Annotated in this window: 14 protein-coding genes and 5 pseudogenes; 10 read left to right on the plus strand and 9 right to left on the minus strand. The window is 38.3% G+C overall.

What is annotated here, in order from left to right; translation table 11 throughout:
* Positions 1 to 31 precede the first annotated feature (31 nt).
* Positions 32 to 160 (plus strand): hypothetical protein, encoded by a 129-nt coding sequence (locus BTN50_RS11760; protein WP_256386977.1) that lies wholly within the window; start codon positions 32 to 34, stop codon positions 158 to 160.
* A gap of 784 nt (positions 161 to 944) precedes the next feature.
* On the opposite strand, the pseudogene BTN50_RS10810 reads toward BTN50_RS11760, so the two are convergent.
* The 3 genes and pseudogenes from BTN50_RS10810 to BTN50_RS02050 all read right to left on the minus strand — a co-directional run.
* Positions 945 to 1730, minus strand: a pseudogene (locus BTN50_RS10810) (IS5 family transposase); the annotation flags it as partial.
* A 154-nt stretch (positions 1731 to 1884) separates the two neighbouring features.
* A complete protein-coding gene (gene hemH / locus BTN50_RS02045; protein ID WP_096619515.1) occupies positions 1885 to 2856 on the minus strand; it encodes a ferrochelatase in 972 nt (323 codons plus the stop codon).
* Positions 2857 to 2978: 122 nt separating this feature from the next.
* A pseudogene (locus BTN50_RS02050) lies at positions 2979 to 3899 on the minus strand (IS5 family transposase).
* Positions 3900 to 4418: 519 nt separating this feature from the next.
* Here BTN50_RS02050 and folD point away from each other — a divergent pair.
* From folD to BTN50_RS09915, 4 genes are all read left to right on the plus strand, one after another.
* Entirely contained in the window at positions 4419 to 5273 is an 855-nt protein-coding gene (folD, locus tag BTN50_RS02055) for a bifunctional methylenetetrahydrofolate dehydrogenase/methenyltetrahydrofolate cyclohydrolase FolD (RefSeq protein ID WP_096618850.1), read from the plus strand.
* A gap of 912 nt (positions 5274 to 6185) precedes the next feature.
* Entirely contained in the window at positions 6186 to 9032 is a 2847-nt protein-coding gene (gene glnE / locus BTN50_RS02060; RefSeq protein ID WP_096618851.1) for a bifunctional [glutamate--ammonia ligase]-adenylyl-L-tyrosine phosphorylase/[glutamate--ammonia-ligase] adenylyltransferase, read from the plus strand.
* A gap of 351 nt (positions 9033 to 9383) precedes the next feature.
* The gene (locus BTN50_RS02065; RefSeq protein WP_394336764.1) at positions 9384 to 9569 is read left to right on the plus strand and encodes a hypothetical protein; all 186 of its coding nucleotides are present in this window, start codon (positions 9384 to 9386) and stop codon (positions 9567 to 9569) included.
* Positions 9570 to 9572: 3 nt separating this feature from the next.
* Positions 9573 to 9737, plus strand: a complete 165-nt coding sequence (locus tag BTN50_RS09915) for a hypothetical protein (protein ID WP_161492901.1) — start codon at positions 9573 to 9575, stop codon at positions 9735 to 9737.
* 314 nt (positions 9738 to 10051) lie between these two features.
* On the opposite strand, the gene lpxL is transcribed toward BTN50_RS09915, so the two are convergent.
* Complete coding sequence (lpxL, locus tag BTN50_RS02070) at positions 10052 to 10981, minus strand: LpxL/LpxP family Kdo(2)-lipid IV(A) lauroyl/palmitoleoyl acyltransferase (protein ID WP_096618853.1); 930 nt, start codon at positions 10979 to 10981, stop codon at positions 10052 to 10054.
* A gap of 161 nt (positions 10982 to 11142) precedes the next feature.
* Here lpxL and hldE point away from each other — a divergent pair, with 161 nt between their 5' ends.
* Complete coding sequence (gene hldE / locus BTN50_RS02075; RefSeq protein WP_096618854.1) at positions 11143 to 12576, plus strand: bifunctional D-glycero-beta-D-manno-heptose-7-phosphate kinase/D-glycero-beta-D-manno-heptose 1-phosphate adenylyltransferase HldE; 1434 nt, start codon at positions 11143 to 11145, stop codon at positions 12574 to 12576.
* An 861-nt stretch (positions 12577 to 13437) separates the two neighbouring features.
* Positions 13438 to 14348 (plus strand): annotated as a pseudogene (locus tag BTN50_RS02080) (IS5 family transposase).
* 94 nt (positions 14349 to 14442) lie between these two features.
* Here BTN50_RS02080 and prmB read toward each other — a convergent pair.
* Positions 14443 to 15375, minus strand: a complete 933-nt coding sequence (gene prmB / locus BTN50_RS02085; protein WP_096618855.1) for a 50S ribosomal protein L3 N(5)-glutamine methyltransferase — start codon at positions 15373 to 15375, stop codon at positions 14443 to 14445.
* 133 nt (positions 15376 to 15508) lie between these two features.
* On the opposite strand from prmB, the gene smrB reads away from it, so the two are divergent.
* Positions 15509 to 16039 (plus strand): endonuclease SmrB, encoded by a 531-nt coding sequence (smrB, locus tag BTN50_RS02090; protein ID WP_096618856.1) that lies wholly within the window; start codon positions 15509 to 15511, stop codon positions 16037 to 16039.
* Positions 16040 to 16777: 738 nt separating this feature from the next.
* Here smrB and BTN50_RS02100 read toward each other — a convergent pair.
* Positions 16778 to 17632: pseudogene (locus BTN50_RS02100) on the minus strand (IS5 family transposase).
* Positions 17633 to 17965: 333 nt separating this feature from the next.
* Here BTN50_RS02100 and BTN50_RS09920 point away from each other — a divergent pair.
* Together BTN50_RS09920 and topA are read left to right on the plus strand one after the other, a co-directional pair.
* Positions 17966 to 18124 (plus strand): hypothetical protein, encoded by a 159-nt coding sequence (locus BTN50_RS09920; protein WP_161492902.1) that lies wholly within the window; start codon positions 17966 to 17968, stop codon positions 18122 to 18124.
* A gap of 611 nt (positions 18125 to 18735) precedes the next feature.
* A complete protein-coding gene (topA, locus tag BTN50_RS02105; RefSeq protein WP_096618857.1) occupies positions 18736 to 21357 on the plus strand; it encodes a type I DNA topoisomerase in 2622 nt (873 codons plus the stop codon).
* 114 nt (positions 21358 to 21471) lie between these two features.
* Here the strand turns inward: topA and BTN50_RS10370 are convergent.
* From BTN50_RS10370 to BTN50_RS02120, 3 genes and pseudogenes are all read right to left on the minus strand, one after another.
* Positions 21472 to 22358, minus strand: a pseudogene (locus tag BTN50_RS10370) (IS5 family transposase).
* A gap of 142 nt (positions 22359 to 22500) precedes the next feature.
* The gene (gene pta, locus BTN50_RS02115) at positions 22501 to 24651 is read right to left on the minus strand and encodes a phosphate acetyltransferase (protein ID WP_096619516.1); all 2151 of its coding nucleotides are present in this window, start codon (positions 24649 to 24651) and stop codon (positions 22501 to 22503) included.
* Between the two features lie 168 nt (positions 24652 to 24819).
* A complete protein-coding gene (locus tag BTN50_RS02120) occupies positions 24820 to 26016 on the minus strand; it encodes an acetate kinase (RefSeq protein WP_096618858.1) in 1197 nt (398 codons plus the stop codon).
* Between the last annotated feature and the right edge of the window lie 434 nt (positions 26017 to 26450).

Raw genomic sequence — 26450 nt, forward strand, 5'->3', positions numbered from 1 at the left:
TTAGAATGTTAATTAAAAATTTAGTCCCTTATTGAGAAACAAAACCGATCACCATAAACGTTCCATAGCAAAGACAGCAATACTCCAAGTCCAAAAACTACTTGAAGGGACATTGAGTCTAAGGGATCACAATGCTCAAATTAGCAAACCTACGCCATAATAAAAACGTTAAATAAGCTGCCAAAATTAAGTATGCCTAACACGAAAGTAATTGTCTAAAAGTGAACCATATTGAGGCTTAATATCTTAACTTGAATTAAAAAACAAGTCATCATTGTAACTAGTAGCAGTTTTATCTTTGATTATACTATATTTTTTAGTAACATACAGAGTTATAATAATAGTTGGCTTAGACTAAGTAATATTTTTTAGCTCAGTTAAATTAAAATACCGAGTAAATTATGGCAGCAAAAAAATTAACTACTGGGAGACTTATACAAATATTAGTCGTAATGTCTATACTTATAACTGCATTTATTTGGAAAACAATGAATTACTATTCCGACGATAATGTCAAACAATGCTTCTTAACAAGAAGCAAGTATGCTATAGTTATAGACTAAAATACAATTAATATTGAACTAAATTTTGCTCATATTTATATTTTATCTATGAATATTAAAGCAGGCTAAAATTAATTATAATAGTTATATCCGTGCGCTAATCATGTATTCTACAGATTTAATTGATGTAATGTATCCATTTCCGAGAAATGACTATTAGGGCTACCGTTGATGTTAAGTGCCATTTTGTCAGCCAGCAAAAATGATATCAAAATATAGAATAGGCTACAGTGGACACTAACGTTGCCGCTGTAAGTAATAGGTTTCGTTTCCTAATTCAAATTCAGATAGCGAATTCCAATCTAACTAATTATTAGACGCTCACTTCGTTTTAGGCGTACCTAGCTCGATCAGCTTATTTAGCGCTTTTATTATGCCTTAAATTTCGTTAATCTGAGCATTATGATCTTTTAAGCTCAATATCTCTCAAAGTAATTTTTTAACTCAAAACATTGCCATCTCTAATAGAGAAAGTGTATAGTAACACTACTTCATTTTCAAGGCTAATCTGAACTATATAATTTTTGGTAACTGACCGCTAAATTACGTGGATAACCTCTCTCCCTAAAAGTTGCTTTTTTATTGATTGGGTGAGTAGAACCACTTGTTTAATCCGAACGGTTACGTAACATTGTCAGGTACCATAAACATCATCGGTTAATATTTCATTGGTTCTCGGCAAGTCTATTTGAGTAAATTAGATAACACTGCACCATCAGTAACATTTGATGTACTTAACTCAGCAGTAATCATTTTATGCGTATTTATATCTACTGCAAGTGTAACTTACTTACGCTAGATTCACTGTTTTCCATCAGTACCATACTTTTTACTTCCCATTCGACTTCATTATAAATTTTGAACCCCATAGAATCAATAACTAAGTGCTAAATTGTTCCTTTAGTCTTCATCTTGCACACGACGTTAACCGTTTTAACTCGCTTGCTAATACATGAATAGAAACGGCTGTTGAACAAGTTTGTAAACAGAATTAATGAATCTTCACAGACTTCTCAATGGTATTAAAAATACGCGTTTAACCATAGGAGCAATCGTAATAGCTCAGTCACTAAACAAACGAGGTCTTCCACGATTATCCTGCTTAGTCTGATTACATAGCTAAATGATTATTTCATCCACCCACAATGTTAGTGAATCACGATTAATTAAAGCTTAATTATACTGCTTCCCGTTTGTTGCTTTGTAGCTAAATTTCTCTATAGACTTGAACATTTAAATATGAACCTAGCGCTTAGAGCGTAGATTGAAAATTTAGCTCTCTGATTTAGAAAACAAGGCCTATATAAACTCACGATTACAATTACCAACCCTCAGTATAGTGTCCTACAAGTTGTCGCATCATTTCAATATGTGCAGGTGAATCATTGAGACACGGAATGACATTAAAGACTTCCCCACCAGCATCTTTAAATATTCCATCACATTGTTCTGCAATTTCTTCTAGCGTCTCTAAACAATCAACCGAAAAAGAAGGAGTAATGATATCAACACGTTTAACTCCATCTTTGGGTAATTGCTTTAAAGTTTTATCAGTGTAAGGTTGCAACCATTTTTTTAGACCAAACCTCGATTGAAATGTAGTTTGAATTTTCATATGACAATTCAAACGTTCAATTAATCTTTTCGTGGTAGTATAACAATGTTCACGATAAGGATCACCATTATCCGCATAACGCTTTGGTATACCATGATATGAACAAAGCAATATATCAGGTTTACCATTTACTTTCCAATACGATTCTACCGACTGAGCTAAGATGTCAATGTATGCTGTATCATCATAATAATAATGGATAAAACGAAATTCGGGTAATACTGATTTAAATTTAAGCGACTTAGCTAGTTTGTCAAAAGCTGCTGCTGTTGTTGTTCTTGAATACTGAGGATAAAGCGGAAAAACTAAAATTTTTTCACAATTTTGTGCCATCAATAATTTTATTGCGCACGATATACTCGGTTGTCCATATGTCATACCTAACACAACAGGCATATTAACCAGCTTTTCAAGAGCAATTTTTTGACGTTGAGAATAAACCATGAGTGGTGACCCAGCATTCATCCAAATTCTTTGATAAAGCTTGGCAATTTTTGAAGAACGCACTGGCAGAATCACACCATGCAGAAAAGGACTCCAGAACCAGCTCATTATATCAACAACATGTTGGTCATGTAAAAACTCACTCAAAAAAGCACTAACAGCTTTAGCTGTGGGTGCATCAGGCGTTCCTATGTTCACTAAAAGAACACCCATTTTTTGTTCTTTATTTCCCATTTCACCCTGCTTCAAAAGTAAGTCGCCCATAAAAAATATTATCATATGTGTACGACTATTAGTATCAACAAGCTTTATTTCCTAATTCTAGCGCAGATAGCAAATCTCAAGATAATTGACGATTAAACAAGCGCTGTTATTTTAGGCATACCTAGCCCTATCAGCTTATTTAATGCTTTTATCAGGGCTTAAGTTTCGCTAATCTGAGCACTATGATCTCTTAAGCTCAATGTTCCTCCCAGTAGCGTTTTAATTCGAAGCTTTCCCGTCTCTGATAGGGGCGTTTATGGTAACCATACCTCATTTTTCAATGCTGATTGGAATCGTATAACTTCTGGTAGCTAACCGCTAAATTGCGCGGATGACCTCGTTTTTAAAAGTTATTCCTTTTCTTATCTTGGTGGGTTGAGTGGAACCATTCGTTTAATACAAACGGTTTCGTAAGATTGCTTGGTGTCGTAAGCACCATCGACTGATATTTCATTGATTTTTCAACGAGTCTGGCGCCAGTTGATAACACTTCACTGTTAGTCGCATTTGATGCACTTAACTCAGAAGCAATAATTTCATGCATATCTATATCTACTGCTAAATGTAACTGGCACCAGGCTCGTCGTTTCCAATCAGTACCATGCCTTTTTACTATCCATTCTCCTTCACCGTAGACTTTGAACCCCCATAGAATAAATGAATAAGTTCTGGATTTTTCCTTTATTCTTCATCCCGAACGTGGTATTAACCATTTCAGATCGCTTGCTAATGCATTAATGGTGGAGACATGACCATGACAATTGAGTAAGTTTGAACATAAAATTAATGAACTATTGTTGGCCTCCCATTGGCATTGAAAATAAACATTTTACCATGAGAGCCATCACAATGGCTAAGTCGTTAAATAAACGCAGTCTCCCCCTGATTACCCTGCTTAGTTTAATTCCATAGCTGAATAGCTTCTTCATCACTCCAAAATGTTAATGACACACAATTAATTAAAACTTGGTTCACTATTCCCAGTTAGTTATTTTGTAACGAAAATTATTCATAAATCTAAATGTTTACGTGAGCTTAACTGTTTAGAGTATTGATTGAACATTTAGTCCTTCTTTAATAAACAAAGTCACATTCGTCTCATATATAAAAAAAAGAATTTTTGGAGAACTAGGTCATCTGTGCAACTTAGCCGTCAGTTACCAGAAATTAGACGGTTCAGATTAACACTGAAAAACGAAGCATAGTTGCTATAAACGTTCCCTATCAGAGCCAACAATGTCCCGCAAGTTATAAAATTTTTCAAAAAAACATTGAATCTAAGGGGTTACAATGCCCAGATTAGCGAAACCTACGCAATGATAAAACGTTAAATAAATTGACCGAATTAGATATGCCTAAAACGAAAGCGGGCGTCTAATCATTCATTCTGTTGGGGTTGACTACCTGAACTTGAACTAGGAAACAAAGCCTAGCAAATTCTGAATAAAGTAAATATTAATGTTATAGATATATCATAAATTTTTTGCCAAAATACGTCATCTTACCTGCCTTTCTACTGCTCAAGGAACATCATGTCTGCTCAAATCATAGATGGAAAAATCATTTTTCAAGCGGTTTGTTTGGAAGTCGCCGCACGCGTTAAAGAACGCAAAACTGCAGGTCTACGCACACCTGGGCTTGCCGTTGTTCTCGTGGGTAATGACGTAGCGTCTCAGATGTATGTAGATAGTAAGCGCCGTGTTTGTAAAGAAGTCGGGTTTATTTCAAAATTTTATGCCTGCCCACTGACCACTAGTGAAATAGATCTATTAACTTTAATCGATACATTAAATAATGACCCTGTCATCGATGGTATATTGGTCCAACTTCCTCTCCCCGCGCAGATGAATCCAATCAATATATTAGAACGTATTCACCCAGAAAAGGACATCGATGGATTTCACCCATATAATGTCGGCCGTCTGTGCCAACGCATTCCAAAATTACGTGCATGCACACCAAAAGGCATTATAACATTGCTTAATCGCTACAATATTGCTGTACGTGGAATGCACGCGGTTGTTGTCGGTGCGTCAAATATCGTAGGTCGTCCTATGACAATGGAATTACTGCTGGCAGGCTGTACGACAACAACGTGTCATCGCTTTACAAAAGACCTAGAATATCACGTACGTCACGCAAATTTATTAATTGTTGCAGTAGGTAAACCAAACTTCATTCCGGGTAACTGGATAATGCCTGGCGCTGTAGTTATAGACGTTGGAATTAATCGACTAGATAATGGAAAATTGATAGGTGATGTTGAACATGATGTCGCCAAAGAAAAAGCCAGTCATATTACCCCCGTACCTGGTGGTGTAGGCCCAATGACTGTAGCTACTTTGATTGAAAATACGCTATTAGCATGTGAACAGTTTCATTCATAAATTAATTTACGTTTATTTTACAGTAAAAAGCGCTAAAATATCCATGAGTACTTTTTGTAGTGAACTTAAACTGCACATAAAAAATGCACTATATATCAAAACTTCGTGCTAATCGTTGGGAAAAAACAAAGCTTTATTTTCTAATTTGCGTTTAAATAGTAAATTCCAGTATGATTCACTATAAAATAATTATTGGCGTTTTAGGCATACTTAGCCCTCATCATTAAGCGAGTATTTTCAATGCCATTGAGAGGTTTCCCATAATTGCCCTGCTTAGTTTGATTCCATAGCTAAATAGCTTCTTCATAAAACCAGAATATAAGTCAGCCACAATTGATTAAAGCTTAATTATACTACTTTCAATTAGTTGTTTTATAACAAAATTTATGCATAGACCCTAATGTTTAAGCGAGCCTAACTGTTTAGAGTATTGATTGAAAATTTAGTTCCCTGACTTTAAAAAATAAAGCAGGTTACCATAAACATTTCATAGCAGAGACAGCAATGGTTCGAGTCAAAAACTACTGGTAGAGCCATTGAGTCTAAGAAATCACACAACTCAGATTAGTGAAACCACCGCCATGATACAAGCATTCAACAAACTGACAAGATTAGGTATGTCTAACACGCACGCGATTATCTAATTAGTGAATCATTTTCAGATTTGTTATCTGAACTCGAATTAAAAAACAAAGCCAAGTTACGACATTATTATTTTGATTTCAGGTCTAAACTGAACTGCCATTATTTGACATCCTAACACTGCAGAAAACTAATATTATCAAACGCATTTGATACAGGTTCCTTAGCAAACAGTACTATGATTATAGAATTTATGGTGGTTTTATTGAGTGACTTAACCAATAAGATCAATTGAATTCACTAACTACGAAGTTGATAGGACAGAAATAGATGTCACTGCCTGCTAAACTAGCATACTATGCTAACCGAGTACTTGATGCATTATCTCATGCGCAAGCAGATAACCTTGCAAACTGGCAGGGTGAACAACGTCAATTACTTGAGCGAACATTGGCGTTGAGTGATTTTATTGGCGAGTCAATGCAACATGACGAAACTTTACTACCTTGGTTGCAGGATAATCTTGCCTCTGATCATCGTCAAAAAGCGTACCGAAAATGTCTTAAAACTCGTTTAGATAATCAGCTAGCTGAAAATGGTTTAATGCGTGAATTACGCCGTTTTCGTCGTCAGGAAATGGTGTGGTTAGCATGGCATGACTTTAATAACACCATAGCGTTAGAAGATAGCCTTTCTCACCTCTCTACACTTGCAGAAGCTATAATTATGGAAGCCTATGGTTGGCTTTATTGTTATTGCTGCAAGGAATGGGGCACACCGCTTGACATCAATGGGAATGCGCAACCGATGTTAATCCTTGGGATGGGTAAACTAGGTGGTGGTGAACTTAATTTTTCCTCTGATATTGATTTGATCTTTACTTACCCAGAAAATGGTAGAACTAGCGATGTGCGTCGCAGTATTTCAAATGTACAATTTTTCACGCGTCTTGGGCAGCGTCTAATTAAGGCCTTGAGTCAACAAACGTTTGATGGATTCTGTTATCGCGTCGATATGCGTCTTCGTCCTTTTGGAAACAGTGGCCCACTAGTTATGAGCTTTGCTGCGCTTAAAGATTATTATCAAGAACAAGGTCGTGACTGGGAGCGTTACGCCCTTATCAAAGCCCGCGTGATGGGTAATGAACAATTTCATTGTTATCAATCTTTATACCAAATGCTTCGTTCGTTTGTCTTTCGTCGTTATATTGATTTCAGCGTTATTCAAGCATTACGACGCATGAAGGAAATGATTCGTAGTGAAGTAAAACGTCGCGGTCTGACCAATAATATCAAATTGGGACCGGGTGGTATTCGAGAAGTAGAATTCATTGTCCAATCTTGTCAACTAATTCGTGGCGGTCGTGATCCTATGTTACGTCAACGTGGTTTATTCCAAACCTTACATGCATTGCGCACGTTGAACCTGTTGCCAGAACAAAATCTGGATACCTTAGAAGCGTCATATCGTTATTTGCGACGGGTAGAAAATATACTTCAAGCAATCGGTGATAAACAAACGCAGACATTACCAGATAACAGTATCGATCAATTACGTTTAGCCATCGTGATGGATGAAACTAGCTGGACCAATCTTAACAAAAATATTCACACGTATATGCTAGATGTACATCAAGTATTTGATGATATCATCGGGAATAACGAAGAAACCGAAAGCCAAAAAAATAATGCCATTTATAGTAAAGTTTGGAATGCAGCACGAGACACGGAACTCGTTAAAAAAATTCTACAAGACATGAGTACTAAGCATCCGGTTGAGAAAGCGAATGCATTATTAAATTTCAAAGAAGAACTTGCTAAACGCACACTGGGACCAAGAGGTCGAAAGGTCTTTAATCGTTTGATGCCAGAGGTGCTTAGCCATATTTTGCGCCGAGAAGATGGCTTTGCTGTACTTGAGCGTGTGCTAAAATTGTTAGTCAACATAGCGACCCGTACTACGTATCTTGAATTGTTTGATGAGCACCGCAGTACAATAACACAACTGGTTAAATTATGCAGCGCTAGTCCCATGGTTGCCGATCAATTGGCAGCATTACCAATTTTGTTGGACGAATTGCTCAATCTTCAACATCTCTACAATCCTACACCACTCGAGCAATACCACAATGAATTATTTGAATTTCTTGCACGTATTCCTGAAGAAGATATGGAACAACAAATGGAAATAACCCGACAATATAAGCAAATTCAATTATTACGTATTGCGGCGGCTGATATTGCCGAAATACTACCCGTAATGAAAGTAAGTGATCATTTGACATATTTATCGGAAGCTATTATTGAAGCGGTTGTAAATCAGGCATGGTATCAAATGACGGAAAAATACGGACAGCCATTGCACCTTGCTGAGCGTGATGGACGTGGTTTTGCTGTGATTGGTTATGGGAAGCTAGGGGGAATTGAGCTAGGTTATAATTCTGATTTGGATGTAATATTTTTACATGACTGTCCCAATGATGTGTGTACTGATGGCCTTAAAAAAATCGATGGCCATCAGTTTTATCTGCGATTAGCTCAACGTATTGTCCATTTATTCTCGACTCATACTACATCAGGAGTGTTATACAAAATTGATACACGCCTTCGCCCATCAGGTGTATCAGGCAAGTTAGCTACTACACTCGAGTCTTTTCAAGATTATCAGAATAATGAAGCATGGACTTGGGAACACCAGGCTTTAGTGCGTGCACGCATGATTTATGGTGATGTAGCATTAGGCAAAGGATTTGCAAACGTACGCAAACAAGTGCTAACACAAGCACGTGACCGAGACTCATTACGTCAAGAAGTGGCAAATATGCGTATGAAAATGCATAACCATCTAAGTAGCAAAAAGAAAAAAAAATTTCATATAAAACATGACCTTTATGGAATCACAGATATTGAATTTTTAACTCAATATCTGGTACTAGCTAACAGTCGTGATGAGCCTGAATTGACTCGTTGGAGTGATAATGTACGCATTCTCGAAGACATGGCACAAGTTGGTTTTATTGATACAGCACAAATGCTAAACCTTCGTGATGCGTATGTCACGATGCGTAATGAAATCCATCGTCTTAATCTACTCGATGAATCGATTGAGATTGCGGAAAATAGCTTTTTGGCAGAACGTAATGTCGTGCGTGTAGCATGGGAGACATGGATAGAGTAGGACACAAGATTTAAGAAAAAGTAATTTCGAATAAGTTTAAAATAAGTAACATGAAAACACCAGCAAACGTGCTTGATGTCACTCATTTTCAGTGATTGAATAATTTTAAAAGGGCTGCACAATAAGTCTCAGTAATCTTACACCTAATTTTTGTATATCTGAATTTTACCAGCTTCATTTCCTAATTCAAGAAACTGAATGATCAATTTACACTCTAAATAGCTAGGTTTACTAACATTCTAGATTCATGAAGAAGCCATTCAGCTATGGAATGAAACTAAACATGGTAAGCATGGGGGACCTCATTTATTTAGCAACCTAGCCATTACAATGGCCTTCATGGTTGAACACATGTTTTCAATACCATTGCTAGGTCTGCAAAAATTTATTAGCAAGCGAGATAACATGGTTCATGTCATGTTCAAAACGAAGATTAAAAGAACCATTCAGCACTTACTCACTAATTCTACATGGCTACAAGCCTACGATGAAAGCAAATGGAAAGTAACAAAGCATAGTATTGATGGGAAACGGTAAGTCTTGCTCCAATTACATTTGGCGGTAGATCTAAATGCGCATGACATTATTACTGCTGAGTTAAATGCATTCAATATGACTAATGGTGAAGTACTACCTAACTTTTGCAAACAGACTCACCGAAAAATCCATGAAATATCAAACGATAGTGCTTATGACACCAAGTAATATTACGCAACCGTTCGAGTTGAATGAGTACTTCTACTCATCCCACAAAAAAAGAACAATTTTTTAAAAATGAAGTTATTGGCATAATTTAGTGATTAGTTACTAGTAGTTATACGATTCAAATTAGCATCGGAAAACGAGATATGATTACCATAAACATTTTTTATAAAAAATAAAAATATTTTGAGTTAAAAACAGTTCGCAAGAACATTAAGCCTAAAGCATTATACTCCATCATAACAACGTTATTAATATATTAATTGAATGCGCGCATTACCTTTATCAATCAACTAATTTAATACACAACCAAAATCTCAGTCATATAATGACGGTTCTCCGTCTGGGCGACTTTTAAATCTACGGTGTAACCACATGTATTGCTCTGGGGCTCGAAGGATTGAACGTTCGACAAACTTATTTGTATATATAGCTGCAGCTTCCCCATCATTATACGGGAATGCATCCATGGGCGGATCGAGTGTCATAGTATAACCAGTTCCTTCACGATCTCGGGTAATAGTAAATGTCATTACGACTGCTCTGCCTGCTGAAGCTAGCAAATGTGTTCCTGTAGTAGTACAGGCTCTTTTTACCGCAAACAAAGAAGCCCAAACATAGTAATGGCGTCCATAATCATGATCTGGTGCATACCAAATTAATTCACCTTTACGCAACTTTCGCACCATGCGTTTCACGTTACGCCGTTCAATTACACCATTATCTTGAGTACGTCCGCGGTATTGGAACCAGTCATAGACAGGATTGGTGTTTGCACGATACACGCCATACCCTGGCGAGTGAGTGCCAAATGCACGAACACCCAGTTCAAGGTTGAATGAGTGAATGCCAATAATCAACCCACCCTTTTTGTCAGCTTTTAACTGCTTAAGATTTTCAAAACCAACATAAGTCATGTGCTTATTAATTCGCCACTTTGGCCAAAACCATGCCATACATGTTTCAAATAATGCCATGCCCATGTGTTCAAAGTTTTCTTTCAACATGGCTTCTCGTTCACCCCCAGTCATTTCCGGAAAACAAAGTAAAAGATTTTTTTCAGCTATTTTTTTGCGGCTTTTAAAAAATTTTATGATCAGTAAACCAAGTTTACGGCCTAAAAAACGCTGAAGACGGTACGGTAACCAACTAATTAGAAACATCATGCTAACCCCAATCCAAGTATGTAAGTATTTTGGATGGAGGAAAGACCATTGGAATCTTGGTGCGTCGTGGTTTTTGCTCATGATAAAAATGTGCTTCCTAAATAAAACCTGAATCCAAGAGTGATATTCTAACTGAAAACACGTTTAAGTTGCATATTTCAATGTGTTTCCTTGCTGGGAAGCATTGGCTCTGTAAGCATTGTGGTAATATCGCACACGTCCTTATGTCCTTGGAGATTACAATGAAACTTACTTTACCTGACTACCAGAAAGCCGATGTATTAGTCGTTGGTGATGTAATGCTTGATCGTTACTGGTACGGTCCAGCAGGACGTATTTCTCCAGAAGCTCCTGTGCTTGTGGTAAAAATCAACCAAATAGAAGAGCGTCCTGGTGGTGCAGCTAATGTGGCAATGAATATTGCTGCATTAGGAGGTAAAGCAAGATTGATTGGTATAGTTGGTCAAGATGAGCAAGCCAATATACTGAATACAATCCTCACTTCACTGAACGTTGACTGTAACTTTATTCGTTTAGCAGAACTTCCTACTATCACTAAATTACGCGTAATGAGCCAAAATCAACAACTAATTCGCCTAGATTTTGAAGAAGACTTTCACAGCGTTAATTTTGCGCCAATCCTTGAGCAAATTGAAATGGCATTACTGCACACTAAAGTAATGATCTTATCTGATTATGCAAAAGGGACTTTGGCAAATGTTCAATCTATGATCCAATTAGCACGTAGCGCAGGCATTCCTACTTTGGTGGATCCAAAAGGCGCAAATTTTGAGCATTATCGAGGTGCCACAATACTAACGCCAAACATAAGTGAATTTGAAGCCGTTGTTGGTGCATGTTTGACTGTAGAGGACATCGTTACGAAAGGTTTAAAACTTATTCATCAGCTCGAATTTGATGCATTACTAGTAACACGTAGCGATCACGGTATGATGTTTCTACGTGCAAGTCATGAGCCACTAAGTCTGCCAACACTTGCAAAAGAAGTGTATGACGTGACGGGGGCTGGTGATACTGTGATTTCAGTGTTAGCATCTTCACTTGCAGCCGGAAAATCAATGTGTGAAGCTTGTGCGCTGGCAAATGCCGCTGCAGGTGTGGTTGTTGGCAAATTGGGTACATCAACCCTATCGACGATTGAACTAACTGAAGCAATTCATGGTAGTCATCAATCAGGTTTTGGTGTGGTGACGGAAGAACCATTGATCGCGGCTGTAAAAATAGCAAAGGCACGTGGTGAAGTTGTAGTTATGACCAATGGCTGCTTCGATATTCTGCATGCAGGTCATGTTGCTTACCTCAATAAAGCCGCTAGGTTGGGTGATCGTTTAATTGTTGCTGTGAATACTGATGAGTCTGTTCATGGCCTGAAAGGTGCAGGTCGCCCCGTGAACCCTGCTGACCGTCGGATGGCGGTATTGGCCGGGTTGAGTGCAGTTGATTGGGTTGTTTCGTTCAGTGAAAAGACACCACAACGTCTGATCAGCAAAATATTGCCTAATCTGTTAGTAAAAGGTGGTGACTATAAACCCGAAGATATTGCTGGTAGTAAAGAAGTGATTGCTGCGGGTGGTAATGTACTCGTGCTGAATTTTGAAGGTGGTTGTTCGACTACTGAAATTATCAATTCTATCTTAAGCGGGCATAATTCATAAACGAGACGTTTTCATCTCATAATTTTATTAACTCTACCTGACCATGGGTAAAATAGAAGTAAATCAGAATCAAAACACTTTTCATGAGCTTGAATATGCTCGTGTGACTGACTAATGTAAGGAATGCATGTGTGAAGGAACGGTAGATAAAGTGGATGTTATAGGTTTTAAAGTTTCGATACCACGATTGATAGAAAGCCCTTCCGAAGAATTTATAGCTCAAAACATTACCACCTCTGATAGGGAAGGCTTATAGCAACCATACTTAGTTTTACAATGCTGATTTAAACTATATAATTTTTAATAGCTGACCTCTAAATGAGGAGGATACTCTTGTTCTTTAAAAGTTGCGTCTTTTTTGGTAAGATGAGTGGAAGCGCTCGTTTAATACAAACGGGTTCATAACATCGCCTTGTGCCGTAAGCACCATAGTTAGATATCTCATTTATTTTTCAACGAGTCTGTTTGAATAAATTAGGCAACACTTCGCTGTCAGTCACATTTGATAAACTTAACTCAGCAGAATGATTGCATATGTGTTTATATTTAATGTTAAAGGCTTTATTTCTTAATTCGAGTTCAGATAGCCAATCCCAAGATAATTAACAATTAAACAAGCGCTTTTGTTTTAAGTATACCTAGCGCAGTCAGCTGATTTAACGCTTTTATTATGGCACAGGTTTCACTAATCTAAGTTACGTGATCCCTTAGGTTCAAAGTCCCTCCCAATAATTTTTTGGCTTGAGCCATTACTGTTTTTGCTAGGAAACGTTTATGGTAACAGGCTTTATTTCCTAAATAAGGCAACTACACTTTCAACCAATACTCTAGGCAGTTAAGTTCACTTAAATATTCAAGTCTATAAATAATCTTAGCTACAACACAACTCACTGGAAGCATTATAATCAAGCTTTAATCAATCGTGGCTCACTAACATTCTGGATTGATGAAGAAGCCATTCAACTATGGAATTAAACTAAGCTGGGTAATCATAGGAGACCTCGTTTAATTAGCTACTTAACCATTAATAACGGCCTTCATGGTTAAACGCATATTTTCAATACAATGGAAAGTCCTAAAAAAATTCATTAATTTTATTTTAAACTTACTCAACTGCAGTTATCATAGCCTCACTATTCATGCATGAGCAAACGAGCCAAAGCAGTTAACGCCACGTTCAAGACACAGACAAAAGGAACCATCCAGCATTTAGCCGTTGATTCTACGGTGCTAAAAATCTATGGTGAAGGCGAATGGAAAGTAAAAGAGCATGGCACTGATAAACAACGGTAAGTCTGGCACAAGTTACATTTAGAGAAGATCTAAATACGCATGCAATCATTGCTTATGAGTTAAGTATACTAAATGTAATTGACGGTGAAGTGCGACCTAACTTGCTCAAACAGATCCGCCGAAAAATCAATAAAATATCCGGCAATGATATTTATGACACTAGACAATATTACGCAACCATTCGTATTCAATGAGTGGTTCCACTCATCCCACCAAGGAAAAAAGCAGCTTTTAGGGAAAACAGTCATTCCCATAATGTAGCAGTAAGTTACCAGGAGCTATACGTTTCAAATCAGCATTAAAAAATAAAGTATGGTTACCATAAACATGCCTTATTAGAAAAGGCAATCTTTCGAGTCATAAAATGATTTGGAGGGATATTTAACCTAAGGAATTACGATTCTATAATTTATATAATAATTAAAGCACCAAATAAATTAATAGAGTCAGGTATACTTAAAATTAAAGTTTTTATCTAACAACTAACTATCTTGGAACTGCCTACTCGAACTAACGTTAGGAAACGAAGCCCTTTTGAAACATAGCTACATTAATCCTCTTCAATATAGAAAATCAGTGCTTATAAATTGAGAACTGATTCGCAATACTCACCAAATCTTGGTAAGTCATCATGAAAACACCATAACCACCATTCTCAAACTCTAACCAAATCAGGGGTAATTCTGGATACTGCTCATTAACGTGCACCATAGAATTTCCCACTTCACAAATCAATATACCCTGTTCCGTCAGGTAATCAGGGGCATTCGCGATAATACGACGCATAAGTTTCAAACCGTCAGAACCTGCAGCCAATCCAAGTTCAGGTTCATGGCGGAATTCGTCTGGTAATGCGCTCATGTCTTCTTCATCCACGTATGGTGGATTAGAGACAATCAAATCATATTTATATTGCGGTAAATCACGGAATAGATCAGAATGTAATGGGAATATTTTTTGCTTGAGAATATGATTTTGAATATTTATTTCCGCAACCGCTAGAGCATCTATAGAAATATCCACCAAATCCACTTCTGCCTTCGGAAATACGTAAGCACACGCAATACCAATACAACCACTTCCAGTGCACAAATCCAGGATACGTATTGGTTCAACAGGTAGCATTGGTTCGAAACGGTTTGCAATCAACTCACGAATAGGTGATCGTGGTACTAATACACGTTCATCTACAAAGAACTCAAGGCCTAAGAAGAACGCTTTATTTGTTAAATAAGCCACTGGTATGCGTTCATTAATACGACGAACTACTAGTCTACAAATACGATGACGTTCGCTAACAGTTAGACGAGAAAAACGCATTTCAGCAGGCAGATCAATAGGAAGATAGAGGGTGGGTAACACCAATTGTACCGCTTCATCCCATGAATTGTCCGTTCCATGGCCATAAAATAATCCTGCCGCATTAAAACGGCTTACCGTCCAACGCAGCATGTCTTGTAACGTACTCATTTCATTGACAACTTCATCAATGATAATATTATCCACAATAACCTCCACTAGCCTATGTTGCCTACTGCAATCATCAACTCCTACTCTGCAAAAAGGTGATGCTAAGTTCAACAAAAAGTATCTACCACTTTTCTGGTATAATGCGTTGAACAACATTTGGACTTGATTTATGAGTAAACATACTCCGATCTCTAACGATGATTTATTGGCGTTCCGTAATGCGGTAAAAGGCACTAAAAAATTGCAGCAGGATACCATAAACCTTCTTAGATACCAGAAAGCCACACAATTTAAAGCAAAAATATCTAAGTCTTCAACGCGCGACTATTCGTATTATTTCTCTGACGAATTCGAGCCAATGCTCAAAAAGGATGAACCAACACAATATGCGCGAACGGGGGTACCCAAATACGAAGTGAACCGCTTAAAAAATGGTGTTTATGTACCTGATATATTTCTCGATCTACATGGCATGACGCAAGTAGAAGCAAAGCGAGAACTTAGTGCATTCATCGCAGAATGCATCAAAGAAAACATACACTGTGCTTGCATAATGCACGGTATTGGCAAGCACATATTGAAACATAAAACACCTCTTTGGCTTGCTCAACATCCTGATGTACTGGCATTTTACCAAGCAGCATTACAATTTGGTGGTCATGGCGCACTGCTAGTTTTAATTGAAACACCAGAAATATAATACAAAACTACTGTAGTAAAAACCTTTTAAAATGTCCAACTAATATTTTTATATGGTTCTTACCTAGGCTACACTTCAGAAGTTTTTTCCAGCCAAAGTCAATCACTGGCTTCAAACTCTGGATTGTAGCCAATACATGTCAACGATGAGGTTGAGAACATAGGAGGTTGCAAACCTAGGATCCATTCGGCCATTAAATGTCCTATCCACGACAAATGTGAGATCACTAAAATGGACATTCGATTATCTACAGATGCCAAAGCGCTCGAATAAGAAGCAATGAGCTCACTATCACCATAAGGTGTAATGTCATCATTTATAAGTACACGGATAGTTTTAGGGAACTTCTTTTCACACGCTAACCAAGTTTGTTGTGCACGAAGGAAGGTATAGGCTAATTAATACTAATTCTAATTTTCCATTTGGTAGTTGTTCAGAAAGCTACTGAGCCAGTGCAGCAGATTGTTGCTTACCACGCATTGTCAGAATCCTTTATTCGTTATTGGCAGTAAAGGGCTAAGCTTCGCCATGGCGTATAATGTAAATGTGCATACTAGGACTACTTTTGTCTATCATTCAGACTAATACTACCAGTCTAAAGCATCTTCGAAAATGATAAAACGCTCAGAGATTTGCCCCCAGTGTTCCTCCAGAGAGTTTGTTTACGCAGAATATTCCCGTCTTTAATAAGCTTTATTTCCTAATTCGCGTGTAGACAGCCAATCCCAACATGATTAACTATAAAACAATTACTTTTGTTTTAAACATAGCTAGCTCTGTCAACTTATTAAACACTTTTATCATCCTGTAGATTCCTTTAATCTGCACATTGTTCTCTCTTCGATTCAATGTCCCTCCCCGTAGCTTTTTAACTAAAAACGTTGCCGCTCATTTATGTAACCATACCTCGCTTTTCAATACTGATTTGAACCACATAGCTGCTGACAACTTACCACTAAATTACGTGGATTATTTCTTTCGCCAAAAATTGCTTCTTTTCCTGGTGGGATGAGTGTAATCATTCGCTTAATACGAACGATTTCGTAATATTGTCTAGTGTCATAAGCACTGTTTCTAGATATTTCATTAATTCTTCGATGGATCTATTCAAGCAAATTAAGTAGCACTTAACCTTCAATTGCATTTGATACGCTTAATTGAGATAATAATTGCATAGGAATTTATATCTACCTCTAAATGTAACATGTGCGAGACTCACTGTTTCCCATCAGTACCATATTCTTTTGCTTTTCATTCGCCTTCACCGTAGACTTTTAGTCCCGTAGAATCCATGACTAAGTGCTGAATAGTTCCTTTTTTCTGCCTCTTGAACACGACGTTAACCATTTTGGCTCACTTGCTCATGCATGAATAGTAAGAGCATAATAATGGCAGATGAGTAAGTTTGAAAACAGAATTAATGAATCCTTTCAGGCCTCTCAATGGTATTGAAAATACGCGTTTAACCATGAAAACCGTCGTAATGGCTAAATTGCTAAATAAATGCAGTCTTCCATAATTATCCAGTTTAACTTGGTGCCATAATTAAATAGCTTCTGCATCAATCCAGCGTGCCAGTGAACCATGATTGATGAAAGCGTGGTTATACTACTTCCAGTTGGTTATTCTGTAGCGGAGTTTATTCATAGACCTGAATACTTAAGTGACTCTAGCTGTTTAGAACGTAAATTGATAATTTCGTTCTATTATTGAGGAAACTAAGCCCATTCAAGACGAAGACTAAAGGAACAATCTAATACTTAGCCGTTGATTTTACGGGGCTCCAAGTCTACGGTGAAGACGAATAACAAATAAAAAAGCATGGTACTGATGAGAACGTAGAGTCTAGTGCCAGTGACATGTAGTAATAGATATAAATCCGTGAACAATCATTACCTGAATTAAGTGCATCAAATATGACTAACGATGAAGTCTTACCTGACTTACCTAAATAAACCCGCCGAAGAATCAATGAAACATAAGGTAATGGTGCGTACGGCACAATTCGTATTGAGCGAACAGCTACACTCATTCCACCAAGAACAGGAGCAACTTATAACGAAGGAAGTCATCCGCGTAATTTAACAGTCAATTACTCATAGTTATACGGTCAAATCAACATTATCAAACAGAATATACTCACCATAAACGTATCCAGCCAGAAACACCAATGGTTCAAGTCAAAAAATCACTCACAAGTACATTGAGCCTAAGAAGGTATAATTTTATTGTTGGCATAACCTACACCATGATACAAGCATCACATAAACTCACAAGTTAAGTATACCTCAAACGAAAGCGATTGTCTAATCGTTAATAATACTAGAATTTACCATCTGAACTCAGATTAGGAAACAGAGCCTCTGATAGATGATAAAGAAATGTGTTTTCAAGCCTATATTAGTGTGATCTAAGCCAAAAAAATTTATTGCGGAATGGTAAAGCAACATGTGTCAATGGTAATAATCAGTATGCTTTTAGTTGTGAGACTACGCTAATCTTCCGATAAGTAGGATTGATTGTTTACACAAAGGCAATAACTGCGTAAATCGCACCAATCTAAGAGCACTTAAAAAAAACAAGTTGATATTCAGCTCTAGTCGCTCAATATTATAGATAGTGGCAGCTAGCCACCATAAATGCATATGATTTAAATTAATAAATTGAATTTTAAACGCGAAGGCGTATTGGTCACTATGGGTAAATCTCTTGTTATAGTAGAGTCCCCGGCAAAGGCAAAAACAATTAATAAGTATCTGGGCAAGAACTTCATCGTTAAATCAAGCGTGGGTCATGTTCGCGATTTGCCTACCGGAGCCTCTCAAGGCGGTAAAAAAGCCACTTCTATGTCAACCAAGGGGTTGAGTATGGAAGAAAAAGAACGCGTTAAAAAAGAAAAAAATAAAAAGTCATTAATTAACAAAATGGGTGTTGACCCCTTTCGTGGTTGGACAGCTAATTATCAAATACTACTAGGAAAAGAAAAGGTGGTATCTGAGTTGCAAACGTTAGCTGGGAAGGCTGAAATTATCTATCTCGCAACGGATTTAGACCGCGAGGGTGAAGCAATAGCTTGGCACTTACGAGAGGTCATTGGTGGCGATGAAAATCGCTTCAAGCGCGTTGTATTTAATGAAATTACCAAAAATGCTATTCAGCAAGCTTTCCAAACTCCTGGTGAATTAAACATGGATGGCGTGAACGCTCAACAAGCACGCCGCTTTCTCGATCGCGTGGTGGGCTTCATGGTATCGCCATTACTTTGGAAAAAAGTAGCTCGTGGTCTGTCGGCAGGTCGTGTTCAGTCGGTCGCTGTTAAGCTACTGGTTGAGCGTGAGCATAAAATCAAAGCGTTTATTCCGCAAGAGTATTGGAATATTCATGCTGATACGACAGTTCCTAGCCAAAGTACACTTCGTCTAGTAGTTGCGCAGCAAAATGATAAGGCATTTAAACCGTTAAACCAAACCCAAGCAATGGCAGCAACGGATGAGTTGCAGAAAGCCAGTTATAAAGTATCTGATCGAGAAGATCGCCCAACGTCTAGCAAGCCACCAGCACCTTTTATTACGTCAACGCTGCAACAAGCCGCAAGTACTTATATAGGTTTTGGTGTAAAGAAAACCATGATGCTGGCACAACGTTTATATGAAGGTGGTTACATCACTTACATGCGCACTGACGCGACCAACTTGAGCCTAGAAGCGGTTGAAACAGCACGTCAGTTTATTAGCAATGAGTATGGCGATAAATATTTACCGTCAGCATCGATCAAATATAGTTCAAAAGGCAATGCGCAAGAAGCGCACGAAGCGATTCGTCCTTCAAGCATTGATGTGAAAGCTGATGATCTGCAAGGTATGGATTCTAACGCACAACGTTTATATGATCTAATTTGGCGCCAGTTCATTGCGTGCCAAATGAAACCAGCTAAATATGATACTGGCACCATTACAGTGAAAGCAGGAAACTTTACGTTGAAAGCGAAGGGTCGTACACTGCGCTTTGACGGTTGGAAGCGCATTCATCGCCCTATGGATAAGAATGAAGATACAACGTTACCGCACGTTGATATTGGTGCGTGGTTATCGCTTGATAAGGTTGAACCTAAGCAACACTTTACTAAGCCACCTGCACGCTTTACTGAAGCTGCATTGGTTAAAGAACTTGAAAAACGCGGTATCGGTCGTCCTTCCACGTATGCGTCTATCATTTCAACGATTCAAGAGCGTGGTTATGTGCGTATCCAACAGCGCCATTTTTATGCCGAGAAGATGGGCGAAATTGTAACTAGTTGTCTCAACCGTAGTTTTGCTGACTTAATGGACTATGACTTTACTGCACGCATGGAAGAGAATCTTGATCAAATTGCAATGGGTAGTAAAAATTGGAAAATCGTACTGGATAATTTTTTCAAAGCCTTTAGTAATGACCTTACCAAGGCTGAATTAGATGAACTTGAAGGCGGCATGAAACCTAACAACATCGTACTGACTGATATAGATTGTCCAACTTGTACTCGTAAAATGGGCATCCGTACCGCATCTACTGGCGTATTTTTAGGTTGCGCTGGTTATGTGTTGCCGCCTAACAAGCGTTGCAAAACCACCATTAATCTAATGGATGAAGAAGGCATAGTACATGTATTAGCAGAAGACATTGAAACCGTCGCGTTACGAGCGAAGAAACGTTGTCAAATATGCAAAACCGCTATGGATGCTTACCTCATTGACAAAAATTGCAAATTGCATGTTTGTGGTAACAATCCAAGCTGTGATGGTTATATGGTTGAGAAGGGTGAATTCAATCTAAAAGGCCATGAGGGCCCTCTAGTTGAGTGTGACAAGTGTAGTTCTAATATGATCTTAAAAAGTGGACGTTTTGGTAAATATATGGATTGTATCGCTAAAACCTGTAAGAATACACGTAAAATTTTGAAAAACGGTGAGATTATGCCACCAAAAGAAGACCCTGTGCATTTTCCTGAGCTTCCTTGTGAAAACTCAGACTCATACTTCGTACTGCGTGATGGAGCATCTGGTTTGTTCTTAGCTGCAAGTAACTTCCCGAAGTCTAGAGAAACACGTGCACCATTGGTTGAAGAATTAGCGTACTTTAAAGATCGCATACCAGGGAAGTATAAGTACCTCGCTGATGCACCTGCTCAAGACCCTGATGGTCGTAAAGCTGTGGTTCGCTTTAGCCGTAAAAGCAAAGAGAGTTATGTTCGTACCGAAGACGATGGTAAGCCATCAGGTTGGACTAGCTTATTGATTGATGGTCAATGGGAAGTCATAGACAAACGTAAAAAAAGATGAACTACATACCAAAATTAAAATTTGATTCTTTGTGAAAATTCTTGACTGCACAAAATTTTAATGGTTTTGCTTTCTAATTTAAATTTAGATAATAAATCCTAACATGATGAGCTATTAAACGAACACTTTCGTTTTAGGTATGCTGAGCCATGTCAGTTTACTTAACGCTCTTATCATGGTGAAGATTTTATTAATTTGTACATTATAATCTATTAAGCTTAATGTTCTTCCGAGTAGTTTTTTGACTCGAAACAGTGCCGTTTTTGATAAAGAGTCTTTATGGTAATCACACTTTATTTTTTAATTTTTTAAACCATATAATGACTTGTAGCTAAGCACTAAATTATAAAAATAATTTTTTCCCCAAAAGTGCTCCTTTTCTTAGTGCGATGAAAGGAACCCTCGTTTAATACGAACGGTTTCGCAATATTATCTGGTATCGTAAGCACCATCGACCCATATTTAATTGATTTTTTAAAAGGTCTGTTTGAGCAAGTTAAGTTGCACTTCACTCAGCAGTAATCATTTCATACGTATCTCTATCTACCGCTAAATGTAACTTATGTCAGACTGCCATTTTCCATGAATACCTTACTTTTTTACTTTCCATTCTCCTTCACCGTGGACTTTGAGCGCTTGAAAATTAAGGGCTCAGTGCTGGATGGTTCCTTTATTCTTCGTCCTGAACGTAACGTTAACCACTTTGACTCGCTTACTTATGCAAGGATAGTGAGGGCATGATAACGGCGGTTAAGCAAGTTTGACAGCAGAATTAATGAATCCTTACAGACCTCTCAATGGTATTCAAAATACGCATTTAACCATTAGAACTGTCGTAATAATTCAGTCGCTAAATAAACTCGGTCTCCCATGATTACAATGCTTGTTTGATGCCATAGCTAAATAGCTTCTGCATCAATCCATAATCTTAATGAACCGCGATTGATTAAAGCTTGATTATACTGCTTCCAGTTAGTTATTTTATAATAAAACTTATGCATAGACCTGAATATTTAAGTGAGCCTAGCTGTTTAGAGCATTGATTGCAAATTGAGCTCCACGATTTAGGAAATAAAACCAGTTACCATAAACAAAAAAGCCAATGGATCTTTATTAACTCTTTTAATTAGATAAGCTTTATGTTTATTTCGCAGCTATTGCATCTACATCATCAACTTGTTTTGCTTGAATTGCAGTCAGCGCCACTGTGTAAACGATATCTTCTACCAGTGCGCCACGAGACAAGTCATTAACAGGCTTACGCATGCCCTGGAGCATAGGACCGATAGAAACCAAATCAGCAGAGCGTTGTACTGCTTTGTACGTGGTATTACCAGTGTTTAGATCAGGAAAAATAAAGACAGTAGCTTTACCAGCAACGGGCGAGTTTGGCGCTTTAGATGCTGCAACGTTCTCCATGATTGCTGCATCATACTGAAGTGGCCCATCAATCATGAGATCCGGACGTTTTGCTTGCGCAATTTTAGTTGCTTCACGTACTTTATCAACGTCTGCACCCTTGCCTGATTCACCAGTAGAATATGAGATCATTGCAACACGAGGTTCAATACCAAATGCCGCTGCTGAATCAGCAGACTGAATAGCAATTTCAGCAAGTTGTTCAGCGGTAGGATCTGGGTTGATTGCACAATCACCGTATACGAGAACTTGGTCAGGCAAAAGCATGAAAAAGATTGAAGATACGATAGACGTATTAGGCGCTGTTTTGATAATTTGAAACGGTGGTATAATCGTGTTTGCTGTAGTGTGAACTGCACCAGAGACCAGACCGTCAACTTCACCAGCTTCTAGCATCATTGTACCAAGGAAGACTGAATCTTGTAGTTTTTCACGAGCTACAACTTCGGTCATACCTTTAGAACCACGTAGTTCAACCAAACGAGCCACGTAGTTTTCACGTACTTCCTCTGAGTCTATGATGGTGACACCTGCCCCCAACTCAACACCTTGTTGCACTGCAATACGATGAATTTCATCTGGGTTACCCAGAAGCACACATTCAGCAATTTTACGTTCAGCACAAATAATTGCTGCTTTCACTGTACGTGGCTCGTCACCTTCAGGTAAAACGATACGTTTAGCAGATTTACGAGCATACTCGGTGAGTTGATAACGAAAAGCAGGAGGGCTTAGACGACGTGCACGGACAGAACCTTCAGAAAGAGATTCAATCCAATTACCGTCGATATGGCTTGCAACATGCTCGTTAACAAACTCAACACGTTCTTTGTCATTTGCAGGTACTTCTAAGCTGAAGCTCTGAAGGTGCAGGGATGTCTGCCATGTGTTACTTTTGATCACGAATACTGGCAGGCCAGATTTAAACGCTTGCGCACAGAGACTTTGAAGTTGTTCAGGTATACTGTAACCGCCAGTCAACAGCAAAGCACCGATTTCTAGACCATTCATTGCAGCAAGGCATGCAGCAACAATAACGTCAGGACGGTCTGCTGAAGTGACTAGCAGTGAACCAGAACGGAAATACTCAACCATGTTTGGAATAGAATGTGCACAGAAGGTGATGCTTTTAATTCTACGTGTATTGACTTCACCCACGTTAACAATTTTAGCATTCAAGTGCGCAGCCAAATCGCTTGCACGTGTTGCAATCAGATCAATACTCCAAGGTACACAACCAAGAATGCGGATTGGGCTAGAGTTAAAGATCTCCATCACTTCTACATTGGTCGATTTCGCTATATTGAATTCATCAAAAATATCTGACAGATCTGGACTAGCACGACCTTGCTCGTCGACAGGGGCGTTGTGTTTGTTGATAATCAAACCCGCAATATTCTTGTTTTTCGAACCACCAAAGTTAGATACTGCAACCTCAATACGCTCACGAAGTTGCGAGAGATTATCAGTGCCTGGTCTCGCAACGAATACAATCTCAGCATCCAATGTCTTTGCGATTTCAAAATTTACTTGGTTAGCAAACGGGTAGTTACGCGTCGTAACAAGACCTTCAATTAGTGCCACTTCTGCTTCAATAGTTGCTTCTTGGTAACGTGCTATAATTTTTTCCATCAACACATCATTTTGGTCAGTCCGTATAAGCTTTTCAGCTTTTACCATGCTAAGTGATGCTGCCACTTTCATGTTGCTGTTTGCTTCGAGAATGGCCGATGTTAGGTCAGGCTGATCAATACCATTACGAGATTGTGAAATGGGCTTGAAAAACGATACGCGAATGCCTTTACGTTCCATCGCACGCAATACGCCTAGGCTGACGCTTGTCAGACCTACACCAGCACCGATTGGAATGAGCATGATAGTACGGGGCACAGTTGATTCCTCTTTACTATTTCAGGATCAAAACTCGCCTGCTTGCAGGCTTTGTTATTATATTGAGTGTGGCAGAAGACTATAACATATTTCAATTCTGCAGAACTGAAACAATTGATTTCATGAGTCAATCGTAATACCTTGTGATAAGCATTAAAGTTCAGCGAGACGCGCTGTGTCTTGTGCTATAATTAGTTCTTCATTAGTAGATATAACCATCACAGGAATACGGCTGCTAACAGCGGTTATAACTCCTTCGTTGCCGAAGCGTGCTCTTAGGTTACGTTCTTGATCAACTTCAACGCCCAAAAGGCCAAGACGATTAAGGACTAGTGCACGGATTGGACCTGAATTCTCTCCAATACCACCAGTGAATACGATCGCATCCAGACGACTGTCAAGACATGCAGTGTAACCAGCAACATATTTAGCAAGACGGTGACAAAAAATATTCATCGCACGTGTTGCCTCTTTTTTTTGACCGTAGTTATCTTCAATGAAACGGCAATCAGATGTCACTTCAGTCAGACCCGCTAGACCAGACTCTTTAGTCAACATATTATTGATTTGCTCAATGCTGTAGCCTAGAGTTTCATGTAGATGAAAAATGATTGCAGGATCAAGATCACCAGAACGTGTACCCATTACAAGACCTTCAAGAGGAGTCATACCCATTGAAGTATCTACAGATTGACCGTTTTTAATTGCACATATAGATGCACCATTACCTAGGTGACAATTAATAATGTTTAACTCTTCCACTGACTTACCAAGCAGCGAAGCAGTTTTTCGTGCGATAAAAAGATGAGAAGTACCGTGCATACCATACCGACGAATACCGTTCTCTTTATAAAGTTTGTATGGTAGTGCATACAAATACGCTTCTTCTGGCATAGTCTGATGGAAAGCAGTGTCGAATACTGCAACGTTTTTTAGACCAGGAAACGCGGTTTTTGCTGCTCCAATACCAATAAGATGCGCTGGATTATGAAGAGGTGCAAAAATAGACGCATCCTGAATGCCTTTCAATACGTTTTCACAGATAAGCGCTGAGGCAGTGAATTGTTCACCACCATGAACCACACGGTGGCCGATGGCTCCCAGACCTCCTGCAAGTTCAGGGTTTGAGGCCAGAATGGTGTTAACAATGAAGCTCAGAGCTTCTTTGTGTGCAGCTCCTGCACCCAATTTAGCATCATGTTTACCGTTCAATTTCCACTTAATCCGAGCTTCTGGTAGTTGCAGGCATTCTGCAATACCAGTCAAGTGTTTATCACCTGTTTGAGCGTCAACTATAGCGAATTTCAGTGATGAACTGCCGCAATTAAGAACAAGAACCAGCTTAGACATTTGGTACGACCTTTTGTGTAAAGAAGAAAGTGTTAATTTATGAAAAATAAATAATTGATAAAGATAACACTAACTCATATCTTCAGTAATACGCAAACATTAGAAATATGTACAATTCACTTAGATACGAAGGCTTAATTCCCTGAAATGAATCATTTATTTAAGACGTCATATAACGCCTGAAATTTCTGGGAGAGCCACCGTGAAAAATCATTTCATAGCTTCTTTGAAATAATCTTTACCTTTTAAATAAACGTTGTTTCTTAATTCTTCGCGCATAACTTTTCATAACCACTTTATTTGATTGAGATTTAGTTTATCAAGAAGAAGATAATGATACTCAATATTAAATGTAATACTGTGTTTTGCTTAAGTTAGTTTGGTGATATCCCGCTTCACCGAAAACAATGTGGAGTTGATCAGTTAATTGACCA

Origin of the sequence: Candidatus Enterovibrio altilux (assembly GCF_002381345.1) — a bacterium.
Classification (GTDB): Bacteria; Pseudomonadota; Gammaproteobacteria; order Enterobacterales; family Vibrionaceae; genus Enterovibrio; species Enterovibrio altilux.

What these genes read in the sequence shown, in the direction of transcription:
- hemH (WP_096619515.1), bottom strand. Translation starts at nt 2,856, where the DNA reads ATGGGAAATAAAGAACAAAAAATGGGTGTTCTTTTAGTGAACATAGGA.
- folD (WP_096618850.1), top strand. Translation starts at nt 4,419, where the DNA reads ATGTCTGCTCAAATCATAGATGGAAAAATCATTTTTCAAGCGGTTTGT.
- glnE (WP_096618851.1), top strand. Translation starts at nt 6,186, where the DNA reads ATGTCACTGCCTGCTAAACTAGCATACTATGCTAACCGAGTACTTGAT.
- BTN50_RS02065 (WP_394336764.1), top strand. Translation starts at nt 9,384, where the DNA reads ATGTTTTCAATACCATTGCTAGGTCTGCAAAAATTTATTAGCAAGCGA.
- lpxL (WP_096618853.1), bottom strand. Translation starts at nt 10,981, where the DNA reads ATGAGCAAAAACCACGACGCACCAAGATTCCAATGGTCTTTCCTCCAT.
- hldE (WP_096618854.1), top strand. Translation starts at nt 11,143, where the DNA reads ATGAAACTTACTTTACCTGACTACCAGAAAGCCGATGTATTAGTCGTT.
- smrB (WP_096618856.1), top strand. Translation starts at nt 15,509, where the DNA reads ATGAGTAAACATACTCCGATCTCTAACGATGATTTATTGGCGTTCCGT.
- BTN50_RS09920 (WP_161492902.1), top strand. Translation starts at nt 17,966, where the DNA reads ATGAAGTCTTACCTGACTTACCTAAATAAACCCGCCGAAGAATCAATG.
- topA (WP_096618857.1), top strand. Translation starts at nt 18,736, where the DNA reads ATGGGTAAATCTCTTGTTATAGTAGAGTCCCCGGCAAAGGCAAAAACA.
- pta (WP_096619516.1), bottom strand. Translation starts at nt 24,651, where the DNA reads ATGCTCATTCCAATCGGTGCTGGTGTAGGTCTGACAAGCGTCAGCCTA.
- BTN50_RS02120 (WP_096618858.1), bottom strand. Translation starts at nt 26,016, where the DNA reads ATGTCTAAGCTGGTTCTTGTTCTTAATTGCGGCAGTTCATCACTGAAA.